This is a genomic window from Streptomyces sp. NPDC055400 (genome assembly GCF_053644375.1).
On sequence record NZ_JBSHLM010000006.1, the window covers coordinates 17,311 to 41,351 of the forward strand.

The 24,041-nt window shown below is 70.8% G+C and carries 22 protein-coding genes; 6 read left to right on the top strand and 16 right to left on the bottom strand.

Annotated elements, in window-relative coordinates; all coding sequences use genetic code 11:
• Nucleotides 1-320: 320 nt before the first annotated feature.
• Nucleotides 321-1,892 carry an FAD-binding oxidoreductase gene (locus tag ACWIGU_RS17045; protein ID WP_454401651.1) on the bottom strand — a complete coding sequence of 524 codons (1,572 nt, stop codon included), beginning with the start codon at nucleotides 1,890-1,892 and terminating at the stop codon, nucleotides 321-323.
• 334 nt (nucleotides 1,893-2,226) lie between these two features.
• Here ACWIGU_RS17045 and ACWIGU_RS17050 point away from each other — a divergent pair, with 334 nt between their 5' ends.
• On the top strand, nucleotides 2,227-3,096 hold the full coding sequence (locus ACWIGU_RS17050; RefSeq protein WP_454401653.1) for a hypothetical protein: 870 nt from the start codon (nucleotides 2,227-2,229) through the stop codon (nucleotides 3,094-3,096).
• A 97-nt stretch (nucleotides 3,097-3,193) separates the two neighbouring features.
• Entirely contained in the window at nucleotides 3,194-3,394 is a 201-nt protein-coding gene (locus tag ACWIGU_RS17055; RefSeq protein ID WP_454401655.1) for a hypothetical protein, read from the top strand.
• A 93-nt stretch (nucleotides 3,395-3,487) separates the two neighbouring features.
• On the opposite strand, the gene ACWIGU_RS17060 is transcribed toward ACWIGU_RS17055, so the two are convergent.
• The gene (locus ACWIGU_RS17060; RefSeq protein ID WP_454401657.1) at nucleotides 3,488-3,838 is read right to left on the bottom strand and encodes a metal-sensitive transcriptional regulator; all 351 of its coding nucleotides are present in this window, start codon (nucleotides 3,836-3,838) and stop codon (nucleotides 3,488-3,490) included.
• A 188-nt stretch (nucleotides 3,839-4,026) separates the two neighbouring features.
• Between ACWIGU_RS17060 and ACWIGU_RS17065 the strand changes: the two genes are divergently transcribed.
• Nucleotides 4,027-4,647 carry a DUF47 domain-containing protein gene (locus tag ACWIGU_RS17065; protein ID WP_356273697.1) on the top strand — a complete coding sequence of 207 codons (621 nt, stop codon included), beginning with the start codon at nucleotides 4,027-4,029 and terminating at the stop codon, nucleotides 4,645-4,647.
• 9 nt (nucleotides 4,648-4,656) lie between these two features.
• Nucleotides 4,657-5,655, top strand: coding sequence for an anion permease (locus ACWIGU_RS17070; protein ID WP_454401659.1), 999 nt, complete (start codon nucleotides 4,657-4,659; stop codon nucleotides 5,653-5,655).
• A gap of 109 nt (nucleotides 5,656-5,764) precedes the next feature.
• On the opposite strand, the gene pstB is transcribed toward ACWIGU_RS17070, so the two are convergent.
• The 12 genes from pstB to mshD form a co-directional block, all read right to left on the bottom strand.
• A complete protein-coding gene (gene pstB, locus ACWIGU_RS17075) occupies nucleotides 5,765-6,541 on the bottom strand; it encodes a phosphate ABC transporter ATP-binding protein PstB (RefSeq protein WP_454401661.1) in 777 nt (258 codons plus the stop codon).
• Nucleotides 6,542-6,581: 40 nt separating this feature from the next.
• Nucleotides 6,582-7,652 carry a phosphate ABC transporter permease PstA gene (pstA, locus tag ACWIGU_RS17080; protein ID WP_454401663.1) on the bottom strand — a complete coding sequence of 357 codons (1,071 nt, stop codon included), beginning with the start codon at nucleotides 7,650-7,652 and terminating at the stop codon, nucleotides 6,582-6,584.
• Complete coding sequence (pstC, locus tag ACWIGU_RS17085) at nucleotides 7,649-8,650, bottom strand: phosphate ABC transporter permease subunit PstC (protein ID WP_454401665.1); 1,002 nt, start codon at nucleotides 8,648-8,650, stop codon at nucleotides 7,649-7,651. Before pstC ends, pstA begins: the two co-directional genes overlap by 4 nt.
• Before the next feature lie 99 nt (nucleotides 8,651-8,749).
• Nucleotides 8,750-9,880, bottom strand: coding sequence for a phosphate ABC transporter substrate-binding protein PstS (gene pstS / locus ACWIGU_RS17090; RefSeq protein ID WP_454401666.1), 1,131 nt, complete (start codon nucleotides 9,878-9,880; stop codon nucleotides 8,750-8,752).
• Between the two features lie 238 nt (nucleotides 9,881-10,118).
• A complete protein-coding gene (locus ACWIGU_RS17095; protein WP_454401668.1) occupies nucleotides 10,119-10,577 on the bottom strand; it encodes an NUDIX hydrolase in 459 nt (152 codons plus the stop codon).
• Entirely contained in the window at nucleotides 10,574-11,635 is a 1,062-nt protein-coding gene (locus tag ACWIGU_RS17100; protein WP_454401670.1) for a CHAD domain-containing protein, read from the bottom strand. Before ACWIGU_RS17100 ends, ACWIGU_RS17095 begins: the two co-directional genes overlap by 4 nt.
• Nucleotides 11,616-13,994 (bottom strand): RNA degradosome polyphosphate kinase, encoded by a 2,379-nt coding sequence (locus ACWIGU_RS17105; RefSeq protein WP_454401672.1) that lies wholly within the window; start codon nucleotides 13,992-13,994, stop codon nucleotides 11,616-11,618. The genes ACWIGU_RS17100 and ACWIGU_RS17105 overlap by 20 nt, the downstream gene beginning before the upstream one ends.
• 112 nt (nucleotides 13,995-14,106) lie before the next feature.
• The gene (locus ACWIGU_RS17110) at nucleotides 14,107-15,054 is read right to left on the bottom strand and encodes an ABC transporter permease (RefSeq protein WP_454401674.1); all 948 of its coding nucleotides are present in this window, start codon (nucleotides 15,052-15,054) and stop codon (nucleotides 14,107-14,109) included.
• The gene (locus ACWIGU_RS17115; protein WP_454401675.1) at nucleotides 15,051-16,064 is read right to left on the bottom strand and encodes a hypothetical protein; all 1,014 of its coding nucleotides are present in this window, start codon (nucleotides 16,062-16,064) and stop codon (nucleotides 15,051-15,053) included. Before ACWIGU_RS17115 ends, ACWIGU_RS17110 begins: the two co-directional genes overlap by 4 nt.
• The gene (locus tag ACWIGU_RS17120) at nucleotides 16,061-16,981 is read right to left on the bottom strand and encodes an ABC transporter ATP-binding protein (RefSeq protein ID WP_454401677.1); all 921 of its coding nucleotides are present in this window, start codon (nucleotides 16,979-16,981) and stop codon (nucleotides 16,061-16,063) included. The genes ACWIGU_RS17115 and ACWIGU_RS17120 overlap by 4 nt, the downstream gene beginning before the upstream one ends.
• Complete coding sequence (locus tag ACWIGU_RS17125; RefSeq protein ID WP_454402365.1) at nucleotides 16,978-17,367, bottom strand: GntR family transcriptional regulator; 390 nt, start codon at nucleotides 17,365-17,367, stop codon at nucleotides 16,978-16,980. The genes ACWIGU_RS17120 and ACWIGU_RS17125 overlap by 4 nt, the downstream gene beginning before the upstream one ends.
• Nucleotides 17,368-17,488: 121 nt before the next feature.
• A complete protein-coding gene (mshD, locus tag ACWIGU_RS17130; protein WP_454401679.1) occupies nucleotides 17,489-18,421 on the bottom strand; it encodes a mycothiol synthase in 933 nt (310 codons plus the stop codon).
• Nucleotides 18,422-18,594: 173 nt separating this feature from the next.
• On the opposite strand from mshD, the gene ACWIGU_RS17135 reads away from it, so the two are divergent.
• Nucleotides 18,595-20,406 carry a bifunctional metallophosphatase/5'-nucleotidase gene (locus ACWIGU_RS17135; protein ID WP_454401681.1) on the top strand — a complete coding sequence of 604 codons (1,812 nt, stop codon included), beginning with the start codon at nucleotides 18,595-18,597 and terminating at the stop codon, nucleotides 20,404-20,406.
• A gap of 90 nt (nucleotides 20,407-20,496) precedes the next feature.
• Nucleotides 20,497-21,762, top strand: coding sequence for an LmeA family phospholipid-binding protein (locus ACWIGU_RS17140; RefSeq protein ID WP_454401683.1), 1,266 nt, complete (start codon nucleotides 20,497-20,499; stop codon nucleotides 21,760-21,762).
• A 32-nt stretch (nucleotides 21,763-21,794) separates the two neighbouring features.
• Here ACWIGU_RS17140 and ACWIGU_RS17145 read toward each other — a convergent pair whose 3' ends face one another.
• Nucleotides 21,795-23,249: a HAMP domain-containing sensor histidine kinase gene (locus ACWIGU_RS17145; RefSeq protein ID WP_454401685.1), complete on the bottom strand. Its 1,455-nt coding sequence runs from the start codon at nucleotides 23,247-23,249 to the stop codon at nucleotides 21,795-21,797.
• On the bottom strand, nucleotides 23,246-23,980 hold the full coding sequence (locus tag ACWIGU_RS17150; RefSeq protein WP_266562694.1) for a response regulator transcription factor: 735 nt from the start codon (nucleotides 23,978-23,980) through the stop codon (nucleotides 23,246-23,248). Before ACWIGU_RS17150 ends, ACWIGU_RS17145 begins: the two co-directional genes overlap by 4 nt.
• Nucleotides 23,981-24,041: the final 61 nt, after the last annotated feature.

A 24,041-nucleotide genomic window follows, 5' to 3' on the forward strand; every position in this document is an offset into this window, starting at 1 on the left:
CGCGGCGGCGAGCGCCACGGCGCCGGACGCGACGGCGAGGGTGCCCGAACCGGAGTGTTCCGAGCCGTCGTCGGTGACGGCGGCGGTCGTGACGCCCAGGGCGAGCGAGGCGGCGGCGATCGCGAGGACGGCGACTGTGCGGGGCATGCGGCGTATTCGGCTTATTCGGGGTATTCGGGGCTTGTTCATGGTCCCAGCGGAACCCTGCGGGCTGCTTTGGGCCAGTTGAGGGCGTGTTGGGTGGGCCGTCCGTGTCGGGTACCGCCGGAACGGTCGACACGGCCCCGCGCCCCTGACGGGGCGCTCAGCTGCGAGCGCGCTCAGAGCCCCTGCGGGAACGTGAAGAAGCGGTTCGGGTCGTACTGCTTCTTGACCGTCGCCAGGCGTGTGGCCGCGTCGCCGTAGTACGCCTTGCGCCAGTTCGTCAGTGCCGGGTCCGTGTAGTTCTGGTACGCCGCCCCCGACGCGTACGGCCGCATCGCCGCGTGGGCGGAATCCAGCCAGCCGCGGGCCGTGGAGCCGGACGTTCCGGCCTGCCAGGAGACGATGTACTGCGCGAGCATCCGGGAGCGCCGGTGCACGAACGCGGTGGCGGTCGGGTCGACGCGGTTGATCGCCCCGCCGAGCGCGGTCAGCGCGATGCTGCCGGCGCCCGAGGTGACGTTCTCCATCCTGGCGAACATGGCGCGGATGCCGACCGAGGAGATCGAGCGGTCGAAGAAGTCGGAGCGGGCCGCGTACGTCTCGCGCCCGAGCGCCCCCCGCGTGCTGCGCCCCGGGGTCGTGCCCGGCAGATGGCACATGGCGTCCTCGGCGAACGCCGAGCAGCCCGCGTACACCTCCATCGACTCCTCGTAGGAGCGGCGCTTGAGGGAGACGTTCGACGCGGGGCCGGGGCCGCCGGGGCCGTCGGCGAGGCGGTCGACGGCGTTCTGGAGCTCGCGGTACGTGCCGAGCGAGAACGCGGCGACCGAGATGGTCGGCCGGCCTCCGACGGCGTTCGCGATGTGACAGGACGACCAGATCTCGTCGGGCTGCGAGGGGCCCCACTCCTGCCAGGCCTTCAGGACGGCGGTGGCCTTCGACCAGGGCCAGGTCATGTACGCGGAGACGGCCTGCGGGGCGGGGTGCGTGCGGAAGCGGAGCTCGGTGACCACGCCGAAGTTGCCGTTGCCCGCGCCGCGCAGGGCCCAGAACAGGTCCTTGTTCTCGCTCTCGTCCGCGACGACCTGCTTGCCGTCCGCCGTGATCAGCGTGGCCTGGGTGAGGCTGTCGCAGGTCAGGCCGTAGGCGCGGGAGACGACGCCGTGGCCGCCGCCGAGGGTGAGGCCGGAGACGCCGACGGTGGGGCAGGAGCCGGCCGGGATGGTGACGCCCTTCGCGGCGAGCGCGCGGTACACGTCGATGAGCTTGGCGCCCGCGCCCACCACGGCCTCGCCCCCGGAGGCCCTGATCGCGGAGAGCTTGGACACGTCGAGGATCAGGCGGCCGTCGCCGGACGACCAGCCCGCGTACGAGTGGCCGCCGTTGCGGATCGAGACGGGGACGTGGTGGGCCCGTGCGTAGGCGAGCGTGGTGCGGATGTCGTCGGGGTGGGCGACGTAGGCGACGGCGGTCGGCTTCAGGCTGTCGAAGCGGGTGTTGTAGAGCTGGCGCGCGGCCGCCCACTTGGCCTGGCCGGGGGTGACGAGCGTGCCGTCGAGGTCCTTGGCGAGCGCCTTGAGGTTCGCCGCGGCGGTGGCGCTCGCGCTGGTGGTGCGGATGGGGGCGCCGGTGGTCGCGCCGGGCGTCGCCCGGCCGCCGCCGGCCCCCGCCGTGCCGGTGCTGCATGCCGTGGCCACGGCTGCCGTGACGGTGGCCGTGCCGACTGCGATGAACGTACGCCGATCCATGGACGCCTCCCGTTGCTTCCCGGGGTACGAGACGTCTTCGGGGAGCGCGGGGTTCCACGCCGGGCGGTCGGGTCAGGGGCGGGCGGCGTGCTCCTCGGCGTCGCTTCTCGCCTTCGAGCGGGCTCTGCGGGAGGGGCCGCGCCAGCCGCACGTGCAGCGGGCCATGCAGAAGCGGCCTTGTTCGGCCGTGGTCGTTCGGTGAGCTGCGGGGAGTTCGGACTGCTCGTGTGCCACAGCCCAACGGTACGCGTGACGGGCGCAGGCAATCGTCGTTATCCGGTCGACAGAGGGGCCGCGGACGCTCGGATTGACAGGGCTTGGGGGCAGACAGGCGATGGTGCAGCACGGACGCGCAGCACGGGCGGTCGCAGCGGCCGCGGCGGTCGGAGTGATGGGCCTCACCACGGGCTGTTCGCCCGCCGCCGAGGCGGACAACGAGAGCCCGGCCGACTCCGCCGCCGCCGTCCACGACGCGGCCGACCGCCTGGTCAGGGAGGGCAGTTCCAAGGCCCGTACGTCCATGGAGATGGCGAGCGGCGGTACCCGCGTCACGATCAGGGGCGAGGGCGTCTACGACTACCGGGCGCGCGTCGGGCAGTTGAAGGTGGTGCTCCCGCAGGATCCTTCCGGCGCCGAGGAGCACAGGCCCATCACCGAACTCCTCGCGCCCGGCGCCCTGTACATGAAGAACCGGGGTGCGGGGGTGCCTGCCGACAAGTGGGTGCGGGTCGACACGGCCACCATGTCGGACGGGAACCTGGTCACCGGCGGGGCCACGGATCCGCTGGCCGCCGCCGAACTGCTGCGGGGCGCGCGCAAGGTGACGTATGTGGGGGAGAGCAAGTTCGCCGGGACGGACGTGCGGCACTACCGCGGGACCGTCGACATGGCGGCCGCCGCCCACGCCGCCTCCCCCGCCAGCCGGCAGTCCCTGACGGCCGCGGCGAAAGGGTTCGCCAAGGACCAGGTGCCGTTCGACGTGTACCTCGACGACGAGGGCCGGATCAGGAAAGTGCGGCACCGGTTCAGCTTCGTGAATACGAAGGTGACGACTGCGGTGAAGGGGAACGGGAAGGGGCACGGCGGGAAGAGGGACGTCGTCGACGTGGCGTCCACCACTCTGCTCTACGGCTTCGGGGTCGCGGCGAATATCGAACTTCCCGACACAAAGGACATCTTCGCCGGGAAGATCGCCGAGAATTAGCCGTCCGGAAATGGTCCGTCCGTGCCATGCGCAGTGCGTAGGCCGCTCCCTACTCTAGGAAGCCGGTTACGGCTACGGCTTACGGCTGGAAGAGGTGATGAACGTGGCTCCGGTGGGCGGCACGGTGGTTCATGACTATGTCGCCCTCGCCGAGATCGAGCTGTGCGGTGAATTGATCATCGCGGCTTCGGCCGCGGGCGAGGACCGGCTCAGTGCGGACCGTATCGACGAGGTGCTGAGGGTCGCCGAGGAACGGTGGCCCCGGGAGCCCCGGGACGAGGATCCCGGGGAGTCCTGAACCCGTGAGGGGCGCGGCCGGTCGTCCGGCGCGCCCCGGCTCCGGGTCACGTTTCTCACAGGGGCAGGGCGCGCGGTGCGCGTCCCGGGCGTCTCACGTGCGCAGCATCCGCGCGATCGCCTTCGTCGCCTCCTCGACCTTCGCGTCGATCTCGTCGCCGCCCTTGACCGCCGCGTCGGCGACGCAGTGGCGCAGGTGCTCCTCGAGGAGCTGGAGCGCGAAGGACTGGAGGGCCTTGGTGGAAGCGGAGACCTGCGTGAGTATGTCGATGCAGTAGACGTCCTCGTCGACCATGCGCTGCAGGCCCCGGACCTGGCCCTCGATGCGGCGCAGGCGCTTGAGGTGCTCGGCCTTCTGGTGGTGGTATCCGTGGATTCCACGGTCGTGGTCCGTCACGGTCTCACCGTCGTGGTCGGCCACGATCTCGGTCGCTTCCGTGGTCATCGCGTCCTCCCGTTGTATACCCCTAGTGGGTATATGGTACCGAATTCCGAAGGTGTCCGACGGGTTCGCGGGACCCCGTGCTGACCACAGTGCCTGATGGGCGACACTGGTGTATTGCCGGTTAGCCGTGGCCGGATGATGCGCCTAGCATCAGCCTGACCGAATCCAAAGCACCCCGAGGACCCCACGTGCGCTTTCGTCTGACCCCCAGGGAGACGAGCTTCTACGACATGTTTGCCGCATCCGCGGACAACATCGTCACGGGCTCGAAACTCCTGATGGAACTGCTCGGGGCGGATTCCTCCGCCCGGGCCGAGATCGCGGAGCGGATGCGGGCAGCGGAACACGCCGGTGACGACGCCACCCACGCGATTTTCCATCAGCTGAACTCCTCGTTCATCACGCCCTTCGACCGCGAGGACATCTACAAGCTCGCGTCGTCCCTCGACGACATCATGGACTTCATGGAGGAGGCCGTCGACCTCGTCGTCCTCTACCAGGTCGAAGAGCTTCCCAAGGGTGTGGAGCAGCAGATCGAGGTTCTGGCGCGCGCGGCCGTGCTGACGGCCGAGGCCATGCCGAACCTGCGGACCATGGACAACCTCACCGAGTACTGGATCGAGGTCAACCGCCTCGAGAACCAGGCCGACCAGATCCACCGCAAGCTGCTCGCGCACCTCTTCAACGGCAAGTACGACGCCATGGAGGTCCTGAAGCTCAAGCAGATCGTGGATGTGCTCGAAGAGGCGGCGGATGCCTTCGAGCACGTGGCGAACACGGTGGAGACCATCGCCGTCAAGGAGTCCTGAGGCCTTCTCATGGACACCTTCGCACTGATCGTGACGATTGGCGTCGCGCTCGGATTCACGTATACGAACGGCTTTCACGACTCGGCGAACGCGATTGCCACGTCGGTCTCCACGCGTGCGCTGACGCCTCGGGCGGCGCTCGCGATGGCCGCGGTGATGAACCTCGCCGGTGCCTTCCTGGGCAGCGGTGTCGCCAAGACGGTGAGTGAGGGGATCATCGCCACGCCCGAGGGCAGCAAGGGGATGGGCATCCTCTTCGCCGCGCTCGTCGGCGCGATCATCTGGAACCTGGTCACCTGGTACTTCGGGCTGCCGTCCTCGTCGTCGCACGCGCTGTTCGGCGGCATGGTCGGCGCGGCGCTCGCCGGCGGGACGGCCGTCTACTGGTCCGGCGTGCTCGACAAGATCGTCATCCCGATGCTCACCTCGCCGGTGATCGGTCTGATCGTCGGCTATCTCGTCATGTGCCTGATCCTGTGGCTGTTCCGGCGGTCCAACCCGCACAAGGCCAAGCGCGGCTTCCGTATCGCGCAGACGGTGTCGGCCGCCGGCATGGCGCTCGGCCACGGTCTGCAGGACGCGCAGAAGACGATGGGCATCGTGGTGATGGCCCTCGTCATCTCCGGGCACGAGACCTACCGCGACCCGATCCCGGTCTGGGTCAAGCTCGTCTGCGCCCTGATGCTGTCGCTCGGTACGTACGCGGGTGGCTGGCGCATCATGCGGACCCTCGGGCGCAAGATCATCGAGCTGGACCCGCCGCAGGGTTTCGCGGCGGAGACGACCGGTGCGTCCATCATGTTCGGCTCGGCGTTCCTGTTCCACGCGCCGATCTCGACGACGCACGTCATCACCTCGGCGATCATGGGCGTGGGTGCCACCAAGCGCGTGAAGGCGGTCCGCTGGGGCGTCGCCAAGAACATCGTCCTCGGCTGGTTCATTACGATGCCGGCCGCGGCGCTGGTCGCGGCGGCGAGTTACTGGGTCGTGAATCTGGCGTTCGGCTAGTACGCAGTCTCCGTACGAAAAGAGGGCCCGCCCCCCGGGAGCCAGGGGGCGGGCCCTTTGCCTTGCGGTGGCACCGCCATGCAGCACCGCAAGGAGTCGGTGGTGGTGTCTAGCCGAAGCGGCCCGAGATGTAGTCCTCGGTGGCCTGGACCGACGGGTTGGAGAAGATCCGCTCGGTCTCGTCGATCTCGACGAGCCTGCCGGGCTGGCCGACCGCGGACAGGTTGAAGAACGCCGTGCGGTCCGAGACGCGGGCCGCCTGCTGCATGTTGTGCGTCACGATGACGATCGTGAAGCGCTCCTTGAGCTCGCCGATCAGGTCCTCGATGGCGAGGGTCGAGATCGGGTCGAGGGCCGAGCAGGGCTCGTCCATGAGGAGCACCTGGGGCTCGACCGCGATGGCGCGGGCGATGCACAGACGCTGCTGCTGGCCGCCGGAGAGGCCGGAGCCGGGCTTGTTGAGGCGGTCCTTGACCTCGTTCCAGAGGTTGGCGCCCTTGAGGGACTTCTCGACGACGTCGGCGAGCTCGCTCTTCTTGTACGAGCCGTTCAGGCGCAGGCCCGCCGCCACGTTGTCGAAGATCGACATGGTGGGGAACGGGTTCGGGCGCTGGAACACCATGCCGACCGTGCGGCGCACGGCGACCGGGTCGACGTGGGTGCCGTAGAGGTCCTCGTCGTCCAGGAGCACCTTGCCCTCGACGCGGCCACCGGGGGTGACCTCGTGCATGCGGTTCAGGGTGCGCAGGAACGTGGACTTGCCGCAGCCGGACGGGCCGATGAAGGCCGTCACCGAGCGGGGCTCCACGGTCATGGAGATGTCTTCGATCGCCTTGTGGGCGCTGTAGTAGGCGGTGAGTCCGCTTACGTCGATTCGCTTGGCCATGATGGTTACTTCACTTCCAGTACGTCGCTGATTGGCCGCGTCAGCGACCGGTCTTCGGGGCCTTCCAGCGGGCGATGCCGCGGGCCACCAGGTTCAGGATCATGATGAACGCGATGAGGACGAGAGCCGCCGCCCATGCGCGGTCGTACGCTGCCGGGCTGCCGCCGCTGTTCTGGTACTGCTGGTAGATGTACAGCGGCAGCGAGGACTGGGGTCCCTGGAACGGGTCCGTGTTGATGAGCGGGTTGCCCCAGACCAGCAGCAGCACCGGCGCGGTCTCACCGGCGATACGGGCGACGGCCAGCATCACACCGGTCGTGATGCCGCCGATCGACGTCGGCAGGACGACCTTGAGGATCGTGCGCCACTTCGGTACGCCGAGCGCGAGGGAGGCCTCGCGCAGCTCGTTCGGGACGAGCTTGAGCATTTCCTCGGTGGAGCGGACGACGACCGGGATCATCAGGATGGAAAGGGCCATCGACCCGGCGAAGCCGGAGTAGCTGAAGCCGAGGATCAGGATCCAGAAGCTGAGGATGAACAGGCCCGCGACGATCGACGGGATGCCCGTCATGACGTCGACGAAGAAGGTGACCGCCTTGGCGAGCTTGCCCCGGCCGTATTCGACCAGGTAGATCGCGGTGAGCAGGCCGATCGGCACGGAGATCAGGGTGGCGAGGCCGACCTGCTCCAGGGTGCCCATGATGGCGTGGTAGATGCCGCCGCCCGGCTCGTAGTCGGTGACGACGCCCATCGAGTGCGTCAGGAAGAAGCCGTCGAGGACCTTCACGCCGCGCGAGACGGTCTCCCAGATCAGGGAGACCAGCGGGATCACGGCGAGGATGAACGCGACCCACACGACGCTGGTCGCGACGCGGTCCTTGGCCTGGCGCTTGCCCTCGACGGCGGTGGCGATGCCGAACGTGCCGAGCACGAACAGGACCGCGGCGATCAGACCCCACTGGATCCGGCTGTCGAGTCCGGCGCCCAGGCCGATCGCGCAGCCGATCGCTACGGCGCCGACGGCGATGGCGTACGGGGACCAGCGCGGCAGGCGCGCGGCGCTCAGCGAGTTGGTGCCGGGGGCCGGCGGGGTGATGGTTGCGTGGCTCATGCGTTGGCCCCCGAGTACTCCTTGCGGCGGGCGATGATCGCGCGGGCCGCGCCGTTCACGACCAGCGTGATGATGAACAGGACCAGGCCGGAGGCGATGAGCGCGTCACGGCCCTGCTCGGTGGCCTCGCTGAACTTCGCGGCGATGTTCTGCGCGAAGGTGCCCCCGCCCGGGTCGAGCAGGCTGGCGTTGATCTCGAAGCTGGGGGAGAGGACCGTCGCGACGGCCATGGTCTCGCCGAGTGCGCGACCGAGGCCGAGCATCGAGGCGGAGATGACGCCGGAGCGGCCGAAGGGGATCACCGACATGCGGATGACCTCCCAGCGGGTGGCGCCGAGCGCGAGTGCGGCCTCCTGGTGCATCAGGGGCGCCTGCCGGAAGACCTCACGGCTGACGTTCGTGATGATCGGGAGGATCATGATCGCGAGCAGGATGCCGACGGCGAGGAGGGTGCGCGGGGCGCCGCCCTGCCACTCGAAGATGCCGGTCCAGCCGAAGTAGTCGTCGAGCCAGCTGTAGAAGCCGGTGAGGTGCGGCACCAGGAAGAGGGCGCCCCACAGGCCGTACACGATGGACGGTACGGCGGCGAGCAGGTCGATGACGTACGCGATCGTGCCGCCGATCTTCTTCGGCGCGTAGTGCGTGATGAACAGCGCGATACCGACGGCGATCGGGACGGCGATCACCATGGCGATGACCGAGGAGACGATCGTGCCGAAGGCGAGGACCGCGATGCCGAAGACCGGCGGGGTCGCGTTGGCGTTCCACTCGAAGGTCGTGAGGAAGTTGCCGTCGTTCTTGGACAGCACCATCGAGGCGCGGTAGGTGAGGAAGACCGCGATGGCGGCCATGATCACCAGAAGCAGGATGCCGGAGCCGCGCGAGAGACCGAGGAAGATCCGGTCACCGGGGCGGGTGGCGCCGCGGGCCGCGCGCTTCTGCAGCGCGGGCGGGTCGGCTGGAGTGGGTGGAGCAGTCGTCTTCGTGGATATATCCATGGGGTTCTCCGGTCTGCGGAGCCGCGGTCGGGCGGCTCCAGGCGGCGGTGCACCGGACGGTGCGGCCCGCCCCCGGTCGGGGACGGGCCGCACACTGGGTCAGCTCAGGCTCGCGACGGTCTCGCGGACCTTGGCGTTGATCTCGGCGGGGATGGGCGCGTAACCGAGGGCCGCCAGGGAGTCCTGGCCGTCCTGGCTCGCGATGTAGGTGAGGAAGGACTTGGTGGCCTTGAAGGTGTCGGCCTTGTTGCCCTTGTCGCAGACGATCTCGTAGGTGACGAGGGTGATCGGGTAGGCGCCGTCGGCCTTCGTCGCGTAGTTCAGCTCGAGGGCGAGGTCCTTGCCGGTGCCCACGGTCTTGGCCTCGGAGATCGCCTTGGTGGCGTTCTCGACGGTGGCCTTGACCGGCGCGGAGGCGCCCGTGTCGAGGTCGACCGTCTTGATGCCGTCCTTGGCGTAGGAGAGCTCGAAGTAGGAGATCGCGCCGGCGGTCTGCTTGACCTGCTGGGCGAGGCCGGAGGAGCCCTGCGCCGACTGGCCGCCCTTGGCCTGCCAGGCCTTGCCGCCCGAGTACTTCCAGTCCGCCGGGGAGGCGGCCTTGAGGTACTTGGTGAAGTTGTCCGTGGTGCCGGACTCGTCCGAGCGGTGGAACGCCTGGATCTTGGTCTTGGGCAGCTTCGCCTTGGGGTTCAGCTTGGCGATGGCCGGGTCGTCCCAGGTGCTGATCTTGCCGTCGAAGATCTGGGCGAGGGTCTTGGCGTCCAGGACCAGGTTGTCGACGCCCGGGACGTTGTAACCGACCGCGATCGGGCCGCCGACCATCGGGAGGTCGATGCCCTGGCCGCCGTTGCAGACCTTCTTGGAGGCGGCGACCTCTTCGGGCTTCAGCGCGGAGTCCGAGCCGGCGAAGGCGACCTGGCCCTGGGTGAACGCCGTGACACCGGCGCCCGAACCCTCGGGCTTGTAGTTGATCTGAACGTCCTTGCACTCGGCGGTGTACGCCTTGACCCAGGCCTGGATGGCGTTGGCCTGCGCGGAGGAACCGTTCGCGAGGAGCTGGCCCTTGGCGTCGTCGCATTTGATGCTGCCGGCCTTGGCGGCGGGCGCGCTGCTGCTGTCGCCGCCCTTGCTCGTGTCGTCCGAGCCGCACGCCGTGAGGGCCAGGGCGCCGGAGACGGCGATGGCGCCGAGGGAGAGGGCGCGGAGCCGGTTCTTGCGCTGAAGCTTCACTTTCGGATGTTCCTTCCAGGAGCCGCCGGTCGGAGATCCGGGACGGCGTGCGAAGTCTGTTCGTTCCAGGTAGGCGGTGCGGTGTTCGCCCTTGTGGGCGACTCGCACCGGGTAAGGCCGAAATTAGGCAGGACAGGTGAAGCGACCGATGGGCATGAGTGAACGGCGGGTGAACCTCGGCGGTCGGTGCGGTGAGGTAATGTGTGACGTTTCGTGACAGCGCGGATACTTATTGCGACTATGCCAGGTGGAGGGCGTTGAGCAGCGCGTCGATGAGCGTCTTGTCGCGGGGTTGGGTCAGACGGTGACGGGCGGCGGCCGGGGCGAGCCAGGCGACGCGGTCGACCTCGCGGTTCGGCGTGAATCCGCCGTCCGTCGCCTCGGCGGCCCAGTAGTCGACCCGCTTGGGCCGGCCCCTCGCGATGTAGCGGGCGGTGGGGAGGCGGGCGCCGGGAGCGCACTGGAAGCCGGTCTCCTCCGCCACCTCGCGCAGCGCGGCCGCGAGGGCCTCTTCGCCGCGCTTCAGCTTGCCCTTGGGGTGAGACCAGTCGTCGTACTTGGGCCGGTGGACGAGGCAGATCTCAATGGGGGCCTCCCCCGCTCGATCGAAGGTGAGAGCTTGGGGAACGTGGTCATATGAGGAGCGGCGCCACAGCACGCAGCCGGCCGCGCGGATTGTGTCGTCGCCGCTGCTCATGTGGTGTGGACCGTCTCCTTCAGCCAGGCCCGCTGGAAGGCGAAACGGGCCGCTTCCACCTCGTGGCGCTGGTCGGCGTGCAGGACGCCGAGCGCGTAGGCCGTCGCCGGGGCGATGCGCGGGGTGCGGGCCGCCTGGGCCGCGGCGGCCGCGGCCTCGGCGGCGTCCCGGTGCCGGTCGAGCGCGGCGGCCGCCTCGGTCTCCGCGTCGGCCGGCCCGCCGCCGGGTCCGCACGGCACGACCTCCCGGGCATAGCGGTGCAGCCGCAGCAGGAGGCGTACGTGGTGCCAGGGCGCGTCCTGGGACGGAGGCGCCGTGTCGGCGGTGAGGCCCTGGACGAGGGCCTCCGCGTTGTAGGGGTGGCCCGCCCGGTGGAGGGGGAGCGCGGCGACGGCCTCGGCGAGGCGGGACTCCGCGGTGGCGGCCAGCGCGTCGAGGTCGGCCGGGGCGGCGCGCAGCGGGACCTCGCTGGCGAGTACGGCGACGTTGTCCGCGACCGCGTGGAAGCGGGACGAGCCGAGTGCTTGCAGCGCCGTCGAGTGGGCCCGGGTCCGGGCGAGGGTGAGCTGGCGCTCGAGGAGGGCGCCCGCCTTCGCCGCGCCCACGGTCAGATTCCCCGAGGCCGTGTTCTCGCCCCGCGCCAGCTGGGCCGTGCCCACCCGCGCGGCGAGAGCCGCGGGGGCCTGGGCCGGGACCGCGTGCGCGCCGGAGAGCCGGTGCAGCGCGGACAGCAGGCGCTCCAGGCGGCCCGCGTACGCGTGTTCCTGCGCCAACGTGCCCGACAGCCACGCCAGTTCGGGGCGCAGCGCGTCGGACCACTCGGGGTCGAGGAGGGGACGGAACGTGTGGAGCGTGCCGCTGATGCGGCGGGCCGAGCGGCGCAGGGCGCGCGCCGCGTCGGCCGCCTCCTCGGCGGTTCCCCCGGGTGCGGCGCCGCCGCTCTCGCGGTGCTGCCGCAGGGAGCGCAGGAACTCCGTGGCCTGCTCGCGCAGGTGGGCCGCGACGACCTCGCCCGCGGAACCCTCCGCTCCCGTTGTCTCAAGGTGTTGCTGTGCCACGCCGGCGCCTCCGGGCGTCTATGAGCATCTCCTGTACGTTCCGCAGGGGCCGGCCCTCCGCGTCCTTGGCGTGCCGGACCCAGTTCCCGTCCGGACCCAGATGCCAGGAGGCGGTGGTGTCGGACATCCCCGTCTCCAGGAGCCGGTTCAGGGCGCCGCGGTGGGCCGGGTCGGAGACCCGGACCAGGGCCTCGATGCGGCGGTCGAGGTTGCGGTGCATCATGTCCGCGCTGCCGAACCAGACCTCGGGCTCGCCGCCGTTGCCGAAGGCGAAGACCCGGGAGTGCTCCAGGAAGCGGCCGAGCACGGACCGTACGCGGATGTTCTCCGACAGGCCCGCGACGCCGGGCCGCACGGCGCAGATGCCGCGGACCCACACGTCGACGGGTACGCCGGCCTGCGCCGCCCGGTACATCGCGTCGATGACGGCCTCGTCGACCATCGAGTTGACCTTGAAGCGGACGTAGGCGGGGCGGCCGGCGCGGTGGTGCTGGACCTCGTTGTTGATCCTCGAGATGAGGCCGTCGCGCAGGGACTTGGGGGCGACGAGGAGACGGCGGTACGTCTCGCGGCGCGAGTAGCCCGACAGCCGGTTGAAGAGGTCGGAGAGGTCGGCGCCCACCTGCGAGTCGGCGGTGAGCAGGCCCAGGTCCTCGTAGAGACGGGCCGTCTTCGGGTGGTAGTTGCCCGTGCCGACGTGGCAGTAGCGGCGCAGGGTGTCGCCCTCCTGGCGCACGACGAGCGACAGCTTGCAGTGCGTCTTCAGGCCGACGAGGCCGTAGACGACATGGCAGCCGGCCTCCTCCAGCTTGCGCGCCCACTTGATGTTGGCCTGTTCGTCGAAGCGGGCCTTGATCTCGACGAGGACGAGGACCTGCTTGCCGGACTCCGCGGCGTCTATCAGCGCGTCGACGATCGGCGAGTCGCCCGAGGTCCGGTACAGCGTCTGCTTGATCGCGAGGACGTCCGGATCCGAGGCGGCCTGCTCCAGGAACGCCTGCACGGACGTGGAGAACGAGTCGTACGGGTGGTGGAGCAGCACGTCCCGCTCGCGCAGGGCCGCGAAGATGTCGGGCGCGGACGCGGACTCGACCTCGGCCAGGTCGCGGTGGGTGCCCGCGATGAACTTGGGGTACTTCAGCTCGGGCCGGTCGAGGCTCGAGATGCCGAAGAGGCCCGTGAGGTCCAGGGGGCCCGGCAGCGGGTACACCTCGGACTCGCTGATCTTCAGCTCGCGCACGAGGAGATCGAGGACGTATCGGTCGATGGTCTCCTCGACCTCGAGCCGCACCGGCGGGCCGAAGCGGCGCCGCATGAGCTCCTTCTCCAGCGCCTTGAGGAGGTTCTCCGCGTCGTCCTCCTCGACCTCCAGGTCCTCGTTCCGGGTCAGCCGGAACATGTGGTGCTCCAGGACCTCCATGCCGGGGAACAGTTCGCCCAGGTGCTTGGGCGCCGAGATGACGTCCTCGATGGGGACGTAGCGCTGCGGCGAGGCCTCGAGGAAGCGGGAGAGCAGCGGCGGCACCTTGACGCGCGCGAAGTGGCGGTGGCCGGAGACCGGGTTGCGCACGACGACGGCGAGGTTCAGGGACAGGCCGGAGATGTAGGGGAACGGGTGCGCGGGGTCCACGGCCAGCGGGGTGAGCACGGGGAAGATCTGCTGCTTGAACAGCGTGAAGAGCCGGGACTGCTCCTTGTCGGTGAGCTCCTCCCAGCGCACCACGTGGATGCCCTCGTCGGCGAGCGCGGGGGCGACGTCCTCCTGGTAGCAGGCGGCGTGCCGGGCCATGAGCTCGCGCGAGCGGTTCCAGATCAGCTCGAGGACCTCGCGGGGCTGGAGCCCTGAGGCCGAACGGGTGGCGACGCCCGTCGCGATACGGCGCTTGAGACCGGCCACCCGGACCATGAAGAACTCGTCCAGGTTGGACGCGAAGATCGCCAGGAAGTTCGCCCGCTCCAGGAGGGGGGTGTCCGGGTCCTCGGCCAGTTCGAGTACGCGCTCGTTGAACGCGAGCCAGCTGCGCTCCCGGTCCAGGAAGCGGCCCTGGGGCAGCTCGGCGCTGTAGTCCTCGAACTCGTCGGGGTCGGCGTCGATGTCGGCCGTGAGCTCGGGGAGGTCGGGCTTGAAGTCATTGCCTGCGACGGGGTGCGGGCGGTGCGCGGCTATGGAGCCGACGGACGGCTGCGCCTGCCGGTCGGAGGCCTGGTCCTGGGCGTTCTGCTGGCTCATGGACCCATTCTTCCGCGCCTGGACCACGATGGGCGCGTCGGAGAGCGCGGGCGTGAGGCGGAGTCTCCCGTTCGGGTTCGGGGAGCGCTCCGCCGGTACCCCGGTGGGGTCGGGCGCGGCGGGCTGCATTCTGTGAGGGTGGCAAGCCCGTCTGAATGGTTGGTTACGGCGACATGACGTGCGGGGCATGGCGGGGCGTCCCGGGGACGTCCACAGACGCCCCGGCATGCCCCGCGGTCGCCTACGGTCGCAGATTCCTGCGCAGGAGGGCGAACACCGCCGTCACCGTGAGTGCCGTCAGGCCGAGGAGGATGCCCGTTTCGACGAGCTGGAGCGGCCAGAAGTGGGAGGACGGCTGGAATTCACGGTAGAAGCCGGTGATGTCGTGCTGGGCCAGGCAGCCCTTGTCCCCGACGCACAGCGGGTCCGCGATGTGGGCGCCGCTCCCGGTGACCGCGCCCTCGTCGAGGAAGAGGCCGGTGAAGCCCCGGTAGCCCTCGCGGACATTCCCGGTGACGGTGACGGGGGGCCACAGGCGCCCGCGGATTTCGCCGAGCGCGGTGATCACGATGCCGTAGAGGGCGAGTGAGACGCACATCGACGTGATCACGCGCCGGGAGATGAACGCCACGAGTGCGCCGAGGGCCAGGCCGAGCAGCGGGAGCGCGACGGCGGTCGGGCCCAGGGAGCCGTAGACGCCGTTGGTGAACCACTGGTTGTCGGGCAGGCCGCTCGCCCCCGAGGCGACCAGGCGGCGCAGCGCCACGAGGATGCCGGTGCCCACGACGAGGAACGCGGCGGGCGCGGCGAGCTTCGCCGCCAGCCAGCGGGCCGGGGGGACGGACTGCGTCCAGGCGAGGGCGGCCGTGCCGCGCTCCAGCTCACGGCCGATGAGCGTTCCGCCCGCGAAGGCGGCGGCGATCGCGGGCACGATCGTGATCAGGCTCGTGGTGAGCCCGAGCAGGCTGGTGTACGTGCCGGCGCCCGGGCCCGTGGCGGTGCAGGCGTTCATGACGCCCGCGACGCACCTGCCCGTGATGTGCCATCCGGAGCTGCCAGGTCCCCACAGCCACAGCAGCATCGCGGCGGTGATCGCGACGTACGCGACCCACACCCACAGGGCGAGCCGGTGCAGCCGCAGGACCGTCCAGGTCAGCCCGGTCGACGGGGAGAAGGTGGCGGTGCTCATGCTGCGGTCTCCTTCTTCGGCCGGTGGGTGTTCTTCGGCTGGTACCGGCGCAGGACGAGGAACGCGCCGACGACGGCGAGCGCGGTCAGGGCGAGCAGGATGCCCGTCTCCGTGAGCTGGCGGGGCCAGTAGTCGGGCGAGTGGAGGTAGGTGCGGGTGAAGCCGGTGATGTCGTGGCGGTCGAGGCACTTCTGGCTCAGGTAGCAGCCGGGGTCCGGGACCCTGGCGCCCGAGGACGTGATCGCCTTGCTGTACACGGGCAGTTCGGGCTGCAGGCGCGAGAACGGTGAGTGCTGGAACGGCCAGTTGTTGCCGCGCAGCGCGCCGGCCAGGAACTGCACCACGCCGGCGACCACGAGGGCGGGCAGTGTGCGGCGCAGGACAAGGGCGGTGAGGACGCCGACCGCGAGGCCGAACAGGGCGCTCGCCACGGTGGCGGGGCCGAGCGAGAAGTAGAACGAGCGGGGGCCGATGCCCGCCACAAGCAGATGGTTGTGCGCGTTCCACACCAGCCGGTACAGGACGACGAGCAGGCCCGTGCCGAGCGTGATGAACACCGCGGGCACGGCCAGCTTCGCGGCGAGCCAGCGGGCGGGGGACACGGACTGGGTCCACGCCAGCGTGGCCGTCCCCTGCTCCAGTTCGCGCGCGATCAGCGGTCCCGTCGCGAAGAGGGCTATGGCGAACGACGCGAAGCCGATCAGCGCGGACATGCCGTAGAAGCGGTGGTCGAACGAGCCGCCGAGACCGAAGAACGAGAATCCGCCGGTGTAGGCGTTCTCCTGCGCACCGCTGTAGCCGAACGTTTCGAACGCCTTCTGCGCGGCATGCGCGCCGGGGCCCCACAGCCACAGCAGCAGGGCCGCCGTGATGGCGATGTACGCGGTCCACACCCACAGCGCGGTGCGGTGCAGGCGCAGCACGGTCCACACGAGGCCGTCGGGGCCGGGCATGCGGCGCCGGGCGGGGCTTTGGGCGGGGCGTTCAAGGGCCGGGGTCGTGGAGGTCACGCCGTCACCGCCACGGCGGACGCGGTCGTGCCCGGGGTGATCAGCGCCGGGGCGCCGGGGTTGCGCAGATGGGCGAGGATCAGCTCCTCCATGGACGGTTCCTGCGCCTCCCACGCGCTGTCGAGCGGTCCTTCGCGGCGGATCAGGGCGGTGAGCCCGCGGCCGGCGGCGCGGGACTCGATCACGGTGTGCGGGGCGAGATCGGCGGCGGTGCCGCGCCCGGTGACCAGGCTGTGCGCGGCCGTCAGGTCGTCGATGCCGCCGCCGAGCCGGATGTGCCCGCCGCCCAGGAGCAGCAAGTGGTCGCAGGCGTCGGTCAGTTCGGCGACGATGTGCGACGACATCAGGATGGTGGTGCCGTGTTCGGCGGCGTCCGCCATCAGCGTGCCCATCAGCTCGTGGCGGGCCAGCGGGTCGAGGTCCGCCATCGGCTCGTCGAGGAGCATCAGACGGGGGCGCTTGCCGAGCGCGAGGGCGAGCGCGACGCGGGTGCGCTGCCCGCCGGAGAGCGAGCGGACCCGGCCCCGGGGATCGAGGTCGCCCTGCTCGATGATCGTGCCGGCGTACGCGGCGTCCCAGTGGTCCGGGTTCAGTTCGGCGCCCATGCGCAGGGTGTCCGCGATGGAGAGCTGCGGGTACAGCGGCTTGTCCTGCGAGAGGTAGGCGACGCGGTCGCGGTGCGCGCCGGGGGCGGCGCCGAGGACCGTGAGGTGCCCCGAGCTGGGGCGCAGGAGCCCGGCGGCGATGGCGAGGAGGGTGGACTTTCCCGCGCCGTTGGGCCCGACCAGGGCGCTGATCCGCCCGGCGGGCAGCCGGAAGGAGCACATGTCGAGGGCGGTCCGGCCATGGCGGCCGTAACGCTTGCCGAGCCCTGTCGCCTCGATGGCGACGGCCGGGGTGGTGCTGGTGGAACTCACAGGTCCCCCTTCGGGAAGTTTTCGTCCAGTACGGCGCCGAACAGGGCGGCCGCGTCCTCGCGGTCGAGGCCCGCGGCGCGGGCGCGGCGGGCCCAGTCCGCGAGTTCGGCCCGCAGCGGGGAGTCGGCCGGGGCCGCCGCGCCGAGCGTCCTGCGGACGAACGTGCCGAGACCGCGGCGGGCCTCGACCAGGCCCTCGCGCTCCAGCTCGCGGTACGCCTTGAGCACGGTGTTCGGGTTGATCGCGGTGGCTTCGACGACCTCGCGGGCCGTGGGCAGCTTGTCGCCGGGCTCCAGCAGACCGAGGCGCAGGGCCTGCTGGGTCTGCTGGACGATCTGCAGATAGGTGGCGACGCCGCTGCGCCGGTCGATCCGGTACTCGACCACGTTCTTCAACACCACCCTTTCACTAATCAAGTAGTGAAAGGGTGGTGCAAGAGAGGGGCAGTGTCAAGTGACGACTGCCCCTCGGGTGCTGCTGATCTGTGTTCTGTTGTTCTGCGACCGGCTACGACTCCGTGCGGTACATCAGGTCCGTCTCGTGCGTGACGAAGCCGAGGCGCTCGTAGACCGTGACCGCCGGCTTGTTGTCGGCGTCCACGTAGAGCATCGCCGTCGGCATGCCCGACGCCGCCAGGTGCCGCAGGCCCACCGCCGTGAGCGCCTTGCCGAGGCCGCCGCCCTGGTTGCCGGGCGCGACCCCGACGACGTACACCTCGCCGAGCTGCTCCTCCGCGTGGACCTTGGTCCAGTGGAAGCCGACGACCTCGCCGTCGTCCTCCCGTACGGCGAGGAAGAAGCCGGCCGGGTCGAACCAGGGCTCGGCCTTGCGGTCGTCCAGGTCGCGCTGGGTCAGCGAGCCCTGCTCGGGGTGGTGGGCGAACGCCGCCGCGTTGACCGCGAGCCAGGCCGCGTCGTCCTCGCCGGGCACGAAGGTCCGGATGATGATGCCCTCGGGCAGCACCGGCTCGGCGAGCGGGGGCCCCTCGGCCAACGGGCGCCGCATCTGGCGCAGTTCACGGAACAGGGTCAGGCCGAGTACCTGCGAGAGGTGCCGGGCCGCCGAGTGGCCGCCGTGCGCCCAGACCCGCAGCCGCTTGCCGGACGCGCCGAGCAGCGCCGAGCCGAGCGCACGGCCGTGCCCGTGCCCGCGGTGCGCGGGGTGCACGACCAGCTCGGCGGCCGGCGCCTCGATCGGGTCGGTGTCCTCCAGCTGGCCGTACCCGATCAGCTTGCCGTCGACGGTCAGCAGGAAGTGGCGCACGCCTTCCCTGGGGCCGCCGCGCAGCTGCAGCCTGCCCTGCTCCGACACCGCCTGCTGCCCGTCGGCACGGGCGGCGTCCGAGAGGATCTCCAGGACGGCTTCCGCCTGGTCGGGAGTGAGGGCGGTGAGCGTCTCGATCTGGCGGTCGGGGGCGGTGGGCACGGCATCGCTGGTCATGCACAAGAGGGTACGGCGACAGGCCCGCGCCGGGCTTGCTGCCGGGTGATGGCAATCAGCTCGTAACCGGCAAACCCCTGTCGTGCTACGCGCGTTGACCCTAGGCTGCCGACTTGTTCACGACACACCGCCGCCACCTCCGTCTCACAGCACCCACACAGGGGGACGTATCCATGACTCCGCTGACACCGCACAGGACCAGACGCCGCGCCGCCTCGCGGATACTCGCCGCGGCGGCCGGGTTCGCCACCGTCGGCGCGCTCGTCGCGGCGCTGCCCGCGAACGCCACACAGGACCGGCACCACGGGGGCGAGGGCGGTCGCACGGTCGACGTGCAGCTGCTCTCCTTCAACGACTTCCACGGCAACCTGGAGCCGCCGGCCGGCTCGTCGGGCCAGGTCACGGAGAACCTGCCGGACGGCACCACGAGGAAGGTCGACGCGGGCGGCGTCGAGTACCTCGCCACGTCCCTGCGGACCGCCAGGAAGGGTCACCCGTACAGCGTGACCGCCGCGGCCGGCGACCTGATCGGGGCCAGCCCGCTGCTGTCGGGGCTCTTCCACGACGAGCCCACCGTCGAGGCGATGAACAAGCTCGACCTGGACGTCACGAGCGTGGGCAACCACGAGTTCGACGAGGGCGCCACGGAACTGGCGCGCATGCAGAACGGCGGCTGCCACCCCAAGGACGGCTGTTTCGAGGACGGCAAGAAGTTCGAGGGCGCCGACTACCCCTACCTCGCCGCCAACGTGACGGACGAGAAGACCGGCAAGCCGATCCTCGCCCCCTACTGGGTGTGGAAGCAGGGCGGCGTGAAGATCGGGTTCATCGGCGTGACCCTTGAGGGCACCCCCGGCATCGTCTCCGCGGACGGCGTCAAGGGCCTGAAGTTCCACGACGAGATCGAGACCGTCAACAAGTACGCCGAGATCCTCGACAAGCAGGGCGTGAAGTCGATCGTCACGCTCATCCACGAGGGCGGTGTGCCGGCCTCCGGCTCGTACAACTACGACTGCGACTCCCCGAGCGGCGGCGCCGGCATCTCGGGCCCGATCGTCGACATCGCCAAGGGCATCTCGCCGAAGGTCGACGCGCTGGTCACCGGCCACACGCACAACGCGTACGTCTGCACGATCCCCGACCCGTCCGGCAAGCCCCGCATGGTCACTTCGGCGTCCTCGTACGGGAAGCTCTACACGGACACGACGCTGACGTACGACCGCCGCACCAAGGACGTCGTGCGTACGTCGGTGAAGTCGGCCAACCACGTGGTGAGCCGCACGCAGCCGAAGGCCGCGGACATGACCGCGCTCATCGGCCGCTGGAACAAGATGGCCGCGCCCGTCGCGAACCAGCCCGTCGGCTACATCTCGGCGGACATCCCGGGCCGCGGCGCCGCCTCGCCGGAGGCGCCGCTCGGCGATCTGATCGCGGACGCGCAGCTCGCGCACGCCAAGACCCTCGACCCGAAGACCTCGCTGGCCCTGATGAACCCCGGCGGCGTGCGCTCCGACCTCGTGTACAAGGCGAGCGGCAGCGAGGGCGACGGCGTCGTCACCTACGGCGAGGGCTTCACCGTGCAGCCCTTCAGCAACACCGTGAACCTGGCCGACCTGACCGGCGCGCAGGTCATCGCCGCGCTCCAGCAGCAGGTCAGCGGTTCCAACGAGGCCTCGCCCAAGATCCTCCAGCCGTCGGCGGGCCTGACGTACACGCTCGACATGACGAAGACGGGCGCGGCCCGGGTCGTCGTCGACTCCATCAGGCTGAACGGCGCCGCGATCGACCCGGCGGCGACCTACCGCGTCGCGATGAACTCGTTCCTCGCGGGCGGCGGCGACGGCTTCGCGGCGCTCGGCCAGGGCAAGAACCCGCTGGTCGGCAGCGACGACCTGAAGGCGTTCAACGACTATCTGAGCGCCAACTCGTCGGCGGCGTCGCCGATCGCGCCCCCGAAGGCGGACCGGATCACGATCGTGAAGTGACGTATCGCACGGCCGGGTTGGGGGCCTGAACCGTCCCTTACTGGGAGTAAAGCTCAGCGGTGGGGTCGGGACGTGTGGTGAAATCTCACGATGCGTTCCCCCCACCGCATAGCCACGTTCACGTCCGAGTCCGCCGAACTGTCTGATGGACGTACGGAGGAATCCGTTCCATCGGGCACTGTGCCGCACAACCCGTACGACGAGCTGGGAGCCCTCGCGGACAACCCGCTCGACGAGTTCCTCCACGAGGAGGACCCCGAGGCGGGCCCGGACGACCAGTCCTGGTCCAGGCCCAACCACCGCCGCGGCAGCCGCCGCCGCAACCGGTTCGCCGGGCTCTCGCTCGCCACGAAGGCCGTCGTCGGGATCCTCGTCCTCGCCGCCTTCGTCACCCTCGCGGACCGCTGGGCCCTCCTCTACGCCGAGCACCGCGCCGCCGGCCGGCTCAAGGACCAGCTGCACCTGAGCGCCGCGCCCGAGGTCGACATCGAGGGCTTCCCGTTCCTCACGCAGCTCGCCGACCGGCGCCTGGACGAGGTGAAGGTGACCGTCCCCGACGTCGCCGCGAGTCGCGTCTCCCTCGCCAAGGTCTCCGCGACCGTCCGCGACGTGACGATCGACGGCGACGGCCTCACCGATGTGCGCGGTGCCCGCATCGGCGGCATGACCGGCGAGGTCCTGCTCTCCTTCGACGACCTGAACCGCGAACTCGGCGCCTCCCAGGTCTCGTTCAGCGGACAGGGCCGCGACCGGGTCCTCGCGCGCGGCACGCTGCCCGTCGCCGGACACGACCTGAAGGTGCGCGCCGACGCCACGATCCGGCGCATCGGTGACACCGGCATCGCCACCGACATCGGCGGCATGCGGCTCGACATCGGCGACCTCGCCACGTACCGGCCCGGCACCCGCCCGTCCGAGGGCCTGCACCTGAGCCGCCGCTCGGTGACGCGCCTCGCGGCCGAGACCGCCAAGGCGAAGGCCCTGCTGTCCGTGCCGTCGCTCGTGCACCGGCTCGGCGTGCCCGACTCGGCGGTACGCGCGGCGCTGCGCAGCGACCGGCGCCTGAGCGAGCTCACCGGCTCACCGCGCTTCGTGCACCAGCTGATGTCCCTGAACCTGGTCGACCTCGCGCTCGCGCACCCGGCGCTCCTGAAGAAGTTCGGCCTCGACCCGGCGCTGCTCCAGGGCCTCACCCGGCTCACCCGCCCCGAACTCGCCGACCGCCTCTCCCTGGCGTTCCGGCTGCCGAAACTGCCGGGCGACGGGAGGGGCGACGTCCGGCTGAGCGGCGTGACGGTCGAGAAGGACGGGATCCGGGTCGGGCTCACGGGGGAGGGGCTGGGCTTCGAGCGCTAGGGGGTGTCCGGCGAGTCAGGGTCGGACACCCCCTAGGGCGCGTCCGGCGCGCCGTCGGGGACCTCCGGCGGAGGCGTCGGGGCGCCCGGCAGCTGCACCGTCGCGACCGTGCCGCCGCCCTCCGCGGCCCCGAGCTCGACGGTGCCGCCGCAGCTCTCCACCGTGCGCGCCACGATCGACAGGCCCAGACCCGAACCCGGCAGCGCCCGCGCGCTCTGCGAGCGCCAGAACCGGTCGAAGACGTACGGGAGTTCATCGGCCGGGATGCCGGGGCCGTGATCGCGCACGGTCAGCCGGCCGCGCATGAGGTGGACCTCGATCGTGCCCTCGGGCGGGCTGAACTTGACCGCGTTGTCGAGGAGGTTCACGATCGCGCGCTCCAGGGACGCGGGCTCGGCCCGCACGTACCAGGGCGCCAGCTCGGAGGTGATCGTCAGCTCGGGCCCGCGCAGCGCGGCGCGCTCCAGCGCGGTGCGGACCGTGTCGTGCAGGGCGACGACCTTGAGGGGCGCGTCGCCGGCCGCCAGGCCCGTACGGGACAGCTCCTGCAAGTCCCGGATGAGCGCGGCCAGTTCGGTCATCTGCGCCTTGAGCGAGGCCATCAGCGCCTTGCGGTCGTCCGGCGGGATCGCGCGGCCCGTCTCGTCGCTGCGGGTGAGCAGCTCGATGTTGGTGCGCATCGAGGTGAGGGGCGTGCGCAGCTCGTGCCCGGCGTCGGCGATGAGCTGCTGCTGGAGGTCGCGCGACGAGGCGAGCGAGGCGGTCATGGAGTTGAAGGACGCGGACAGCCGCGCGATCTCGTCGTCTCCCTCCACGGGGATGTGCACGGTGAGGTCTTCGGTACGGGCCACGTGTTCGACGGTGTCGGTGAGCTCGTCGACGGGCCGGAGCCCGGTGCGGGCGACCCACAGGCCGGCGGCGCCGGCGCCGACGACGCCGATTCCGGAGACGAGGAGGAGGACCAGGGCGAGTTCGTTGAGCGTGGACCGGGTGTCCCCGAGGGGGAGGGCGACGAGCAGCGCCGTTCCGGCGAGCACCGGCTGACCGGGGCCGCCGAGCACGACGGGGACGGTCACCACCCGGACCGGCTTTCCGTCGGTGTCCGTGCCGTTGCGGTAGGTCTCGACGCCCGGGTTGGGGTCTCGGGCCACGGACTTGTCGCTGCTGGTCACCTCCACCGTGCCGCTGGAATTGGGGAAGACGCAGGGGGTGCCGTCCGCCTTGATCAGCTGGGCGTAGGACGTGCTCCGCAGGGCGGTCGGGCGGGCGCTGGGCCGTTGACCGCAGTCCTGCAGGAGGCCGGTGACCTCGCCGGCCTGGAGCGTCTTGTCCGTCGAGTGCAGCTGGTCGTCCACCTCCGCGTACAGCTTCCCCCGCACGATCACCCAGCACGTGACCGAGACCGCGGCCACCGCGACGGCCACCGCCACCGCGACGAGCAGCGCGAGCCGCGACCGCAGAGGAAGCGCACGGACCCGCCTGATCACTCCGCGCCCCCGGCCCGCAGCACGTACCCCACACCCCGCACCGTGTGAACGAGCCGCGGCTCGCCGCCCGCCTCCGTCTTCCGGCGCAGGTACATCACGTACACGTCCAGGGAGTTGGAGCTCGGCTCGAAGTCGAAGCCCCAGACCGCCTTGAGGATCTGTTCACGGGTGAGGACCTGGCGCGGGTGGGCGAGGAACATCTCCAGGAGCGTGAACTCCGTGCGGGTCAGCTCGACGGTGCGCGCGCCGCGTGTGACCTCGCGGGTCGCGAGATCCATGCGCAGGTCGGCGAAGGACAGGACGTCACCGGCGTCGTCCGCCGGGCCCGCCGCCGAGGCGTAGGCGCTGCGCCGCAGCAGCGCCCGTACCCGCGCGAACAGCTCGTCCAGTTCGAACGGCTTGACCAGGTAGTCGTCGGCGCCCGCGTCGAGCCCGGTCACACGGTCGCCGACCGTGTCGCGGGCCGTCAGCATCAGGATCGGGGTCCGGGACCCCCCGGCCCGCAGCCGCCGGGCGGCCGTGAGGCCGTCCATGCGCGGCATCTGGATGTCGAGGACGACCAGGTCGGGCTGGTACGCGGCCGCCTTGTCGAGCGCGTCGGCGCCGTCGACCGCGACCTCCGTGCCGTACCCCTCGAAGGCGAGGCTGCGCCGCAGCGCCTCGCGGACGGCGGGTTCGTCGTCGACGATGAGAATGCGCTGGGGTTCGCGGTCGCCTTCGGCGGGGCTCATGGGCGGGCTTCCTCGGGGGTGCGGACGGTGGTGGGGGGCCGGTATCAGCCTCGCACGGTGG

Coding starts and splice junctions, on each gene's coding strand:
- ACWIGU_RS17140 (WP_454401683.1), top strand. CDS start 20,497: ATGCGTTCCCCCCACCGCATAGCCACGTTCACGTCCGAGTCCGCCGAA.
- ACWIGU_RS17095 (WP_454401668.1), bottom strand. CDS start 10,577: ATGAGCAGCGGCGACGACACAATCCGCGCGGCCGGCTGCGTGCTGTGG.
- ACWIGU_RS17055 (WP_454401655.1), top strand. CDS start 3,194: ATGAACGTGGCTCCGGTGGGCGGCACGGTGGTTCATGACTATGTCGCC.
- pstA (WP_454401663.1), bottom strand. CDS start 7,652: ATGAGCCACGCAACCATCACCCCGCCGGCCCCCGGCACCAACTCGCTG.
- ACWIGU_RS17105 (WP_454401672.1), bottom strand. CDS start 13,994: ATGCAGCCCGCCGCGCCCGACCCCACCGGGGTACCGGCGGAGCGCTCC.
- ACWIGU_RS17110 (WP_454401674.1), bottom strand. CDS start 15,054: ATGAGCACCGCCACCTTCTCCCCGTCGACCGGGCTGACCTGGACGGTC.
- ACWIGU_RS17070 (WP_454401659.1), top strand. CDS start 4,657: ATGGACACCTTCGCACTGATCGTGACGATTGGCGTCGCGCTCGGATTC.
- ACWIGU_RS17045 (WP_454401651.1), bottom strand. CDS start 1,892: ATGGATCGGCGTACGTTCATCGCAGTCGGCACGGCCACCGTCACGGCA.
- pstC (WP_454401665.1), bottom strand. CDS start 8,650: ATGGATATATCCACGAAGACGACTGCTCCACCCACTCCAGCCGACCCG.
- ACWIGU_RS17150 (WP_266562694.1), bottom strand. CDS start 23,980: ATGAGCCCCGCCGAAGGCGACCGCGAACCCCAGCGCATTCTCATCGTC.
- ACWIGU_RS17050 (WP_454401653.1), top strand. CDS start 2,227: ATGGTGCAGCACGGACGCGCAGCACGGGCGGTCGCAGCGGCCGCGGCG.
- mshD (WP_454401679.1), bottom strand. CDS start 18,421: ATGACCAGCGATGCCGTGCCCACCGCCCCCGACCGCCAGATCGAGACG.
- ACWIGU_RS17135 (WP_454401681.1), top strand. CDS start 18,595: ATGACTCCGCTGACACCGCACAGGACCAGACGCCGCGCCGCCTCGCGG.
- ACWIGU_RS17060 (WP_454401657.1), bottom strand. CDS start 3,838: ATGACCACGGAAGCGACCGAGATCGTGGCCGACCACGACGGTGAGACC.
- pstB (WP_454401661.1), bottom strand. CDS start 6,541: ATGGCCAAGCGAATCGACGTAAGCGGACTCACCGCCTACTACAGCGCC.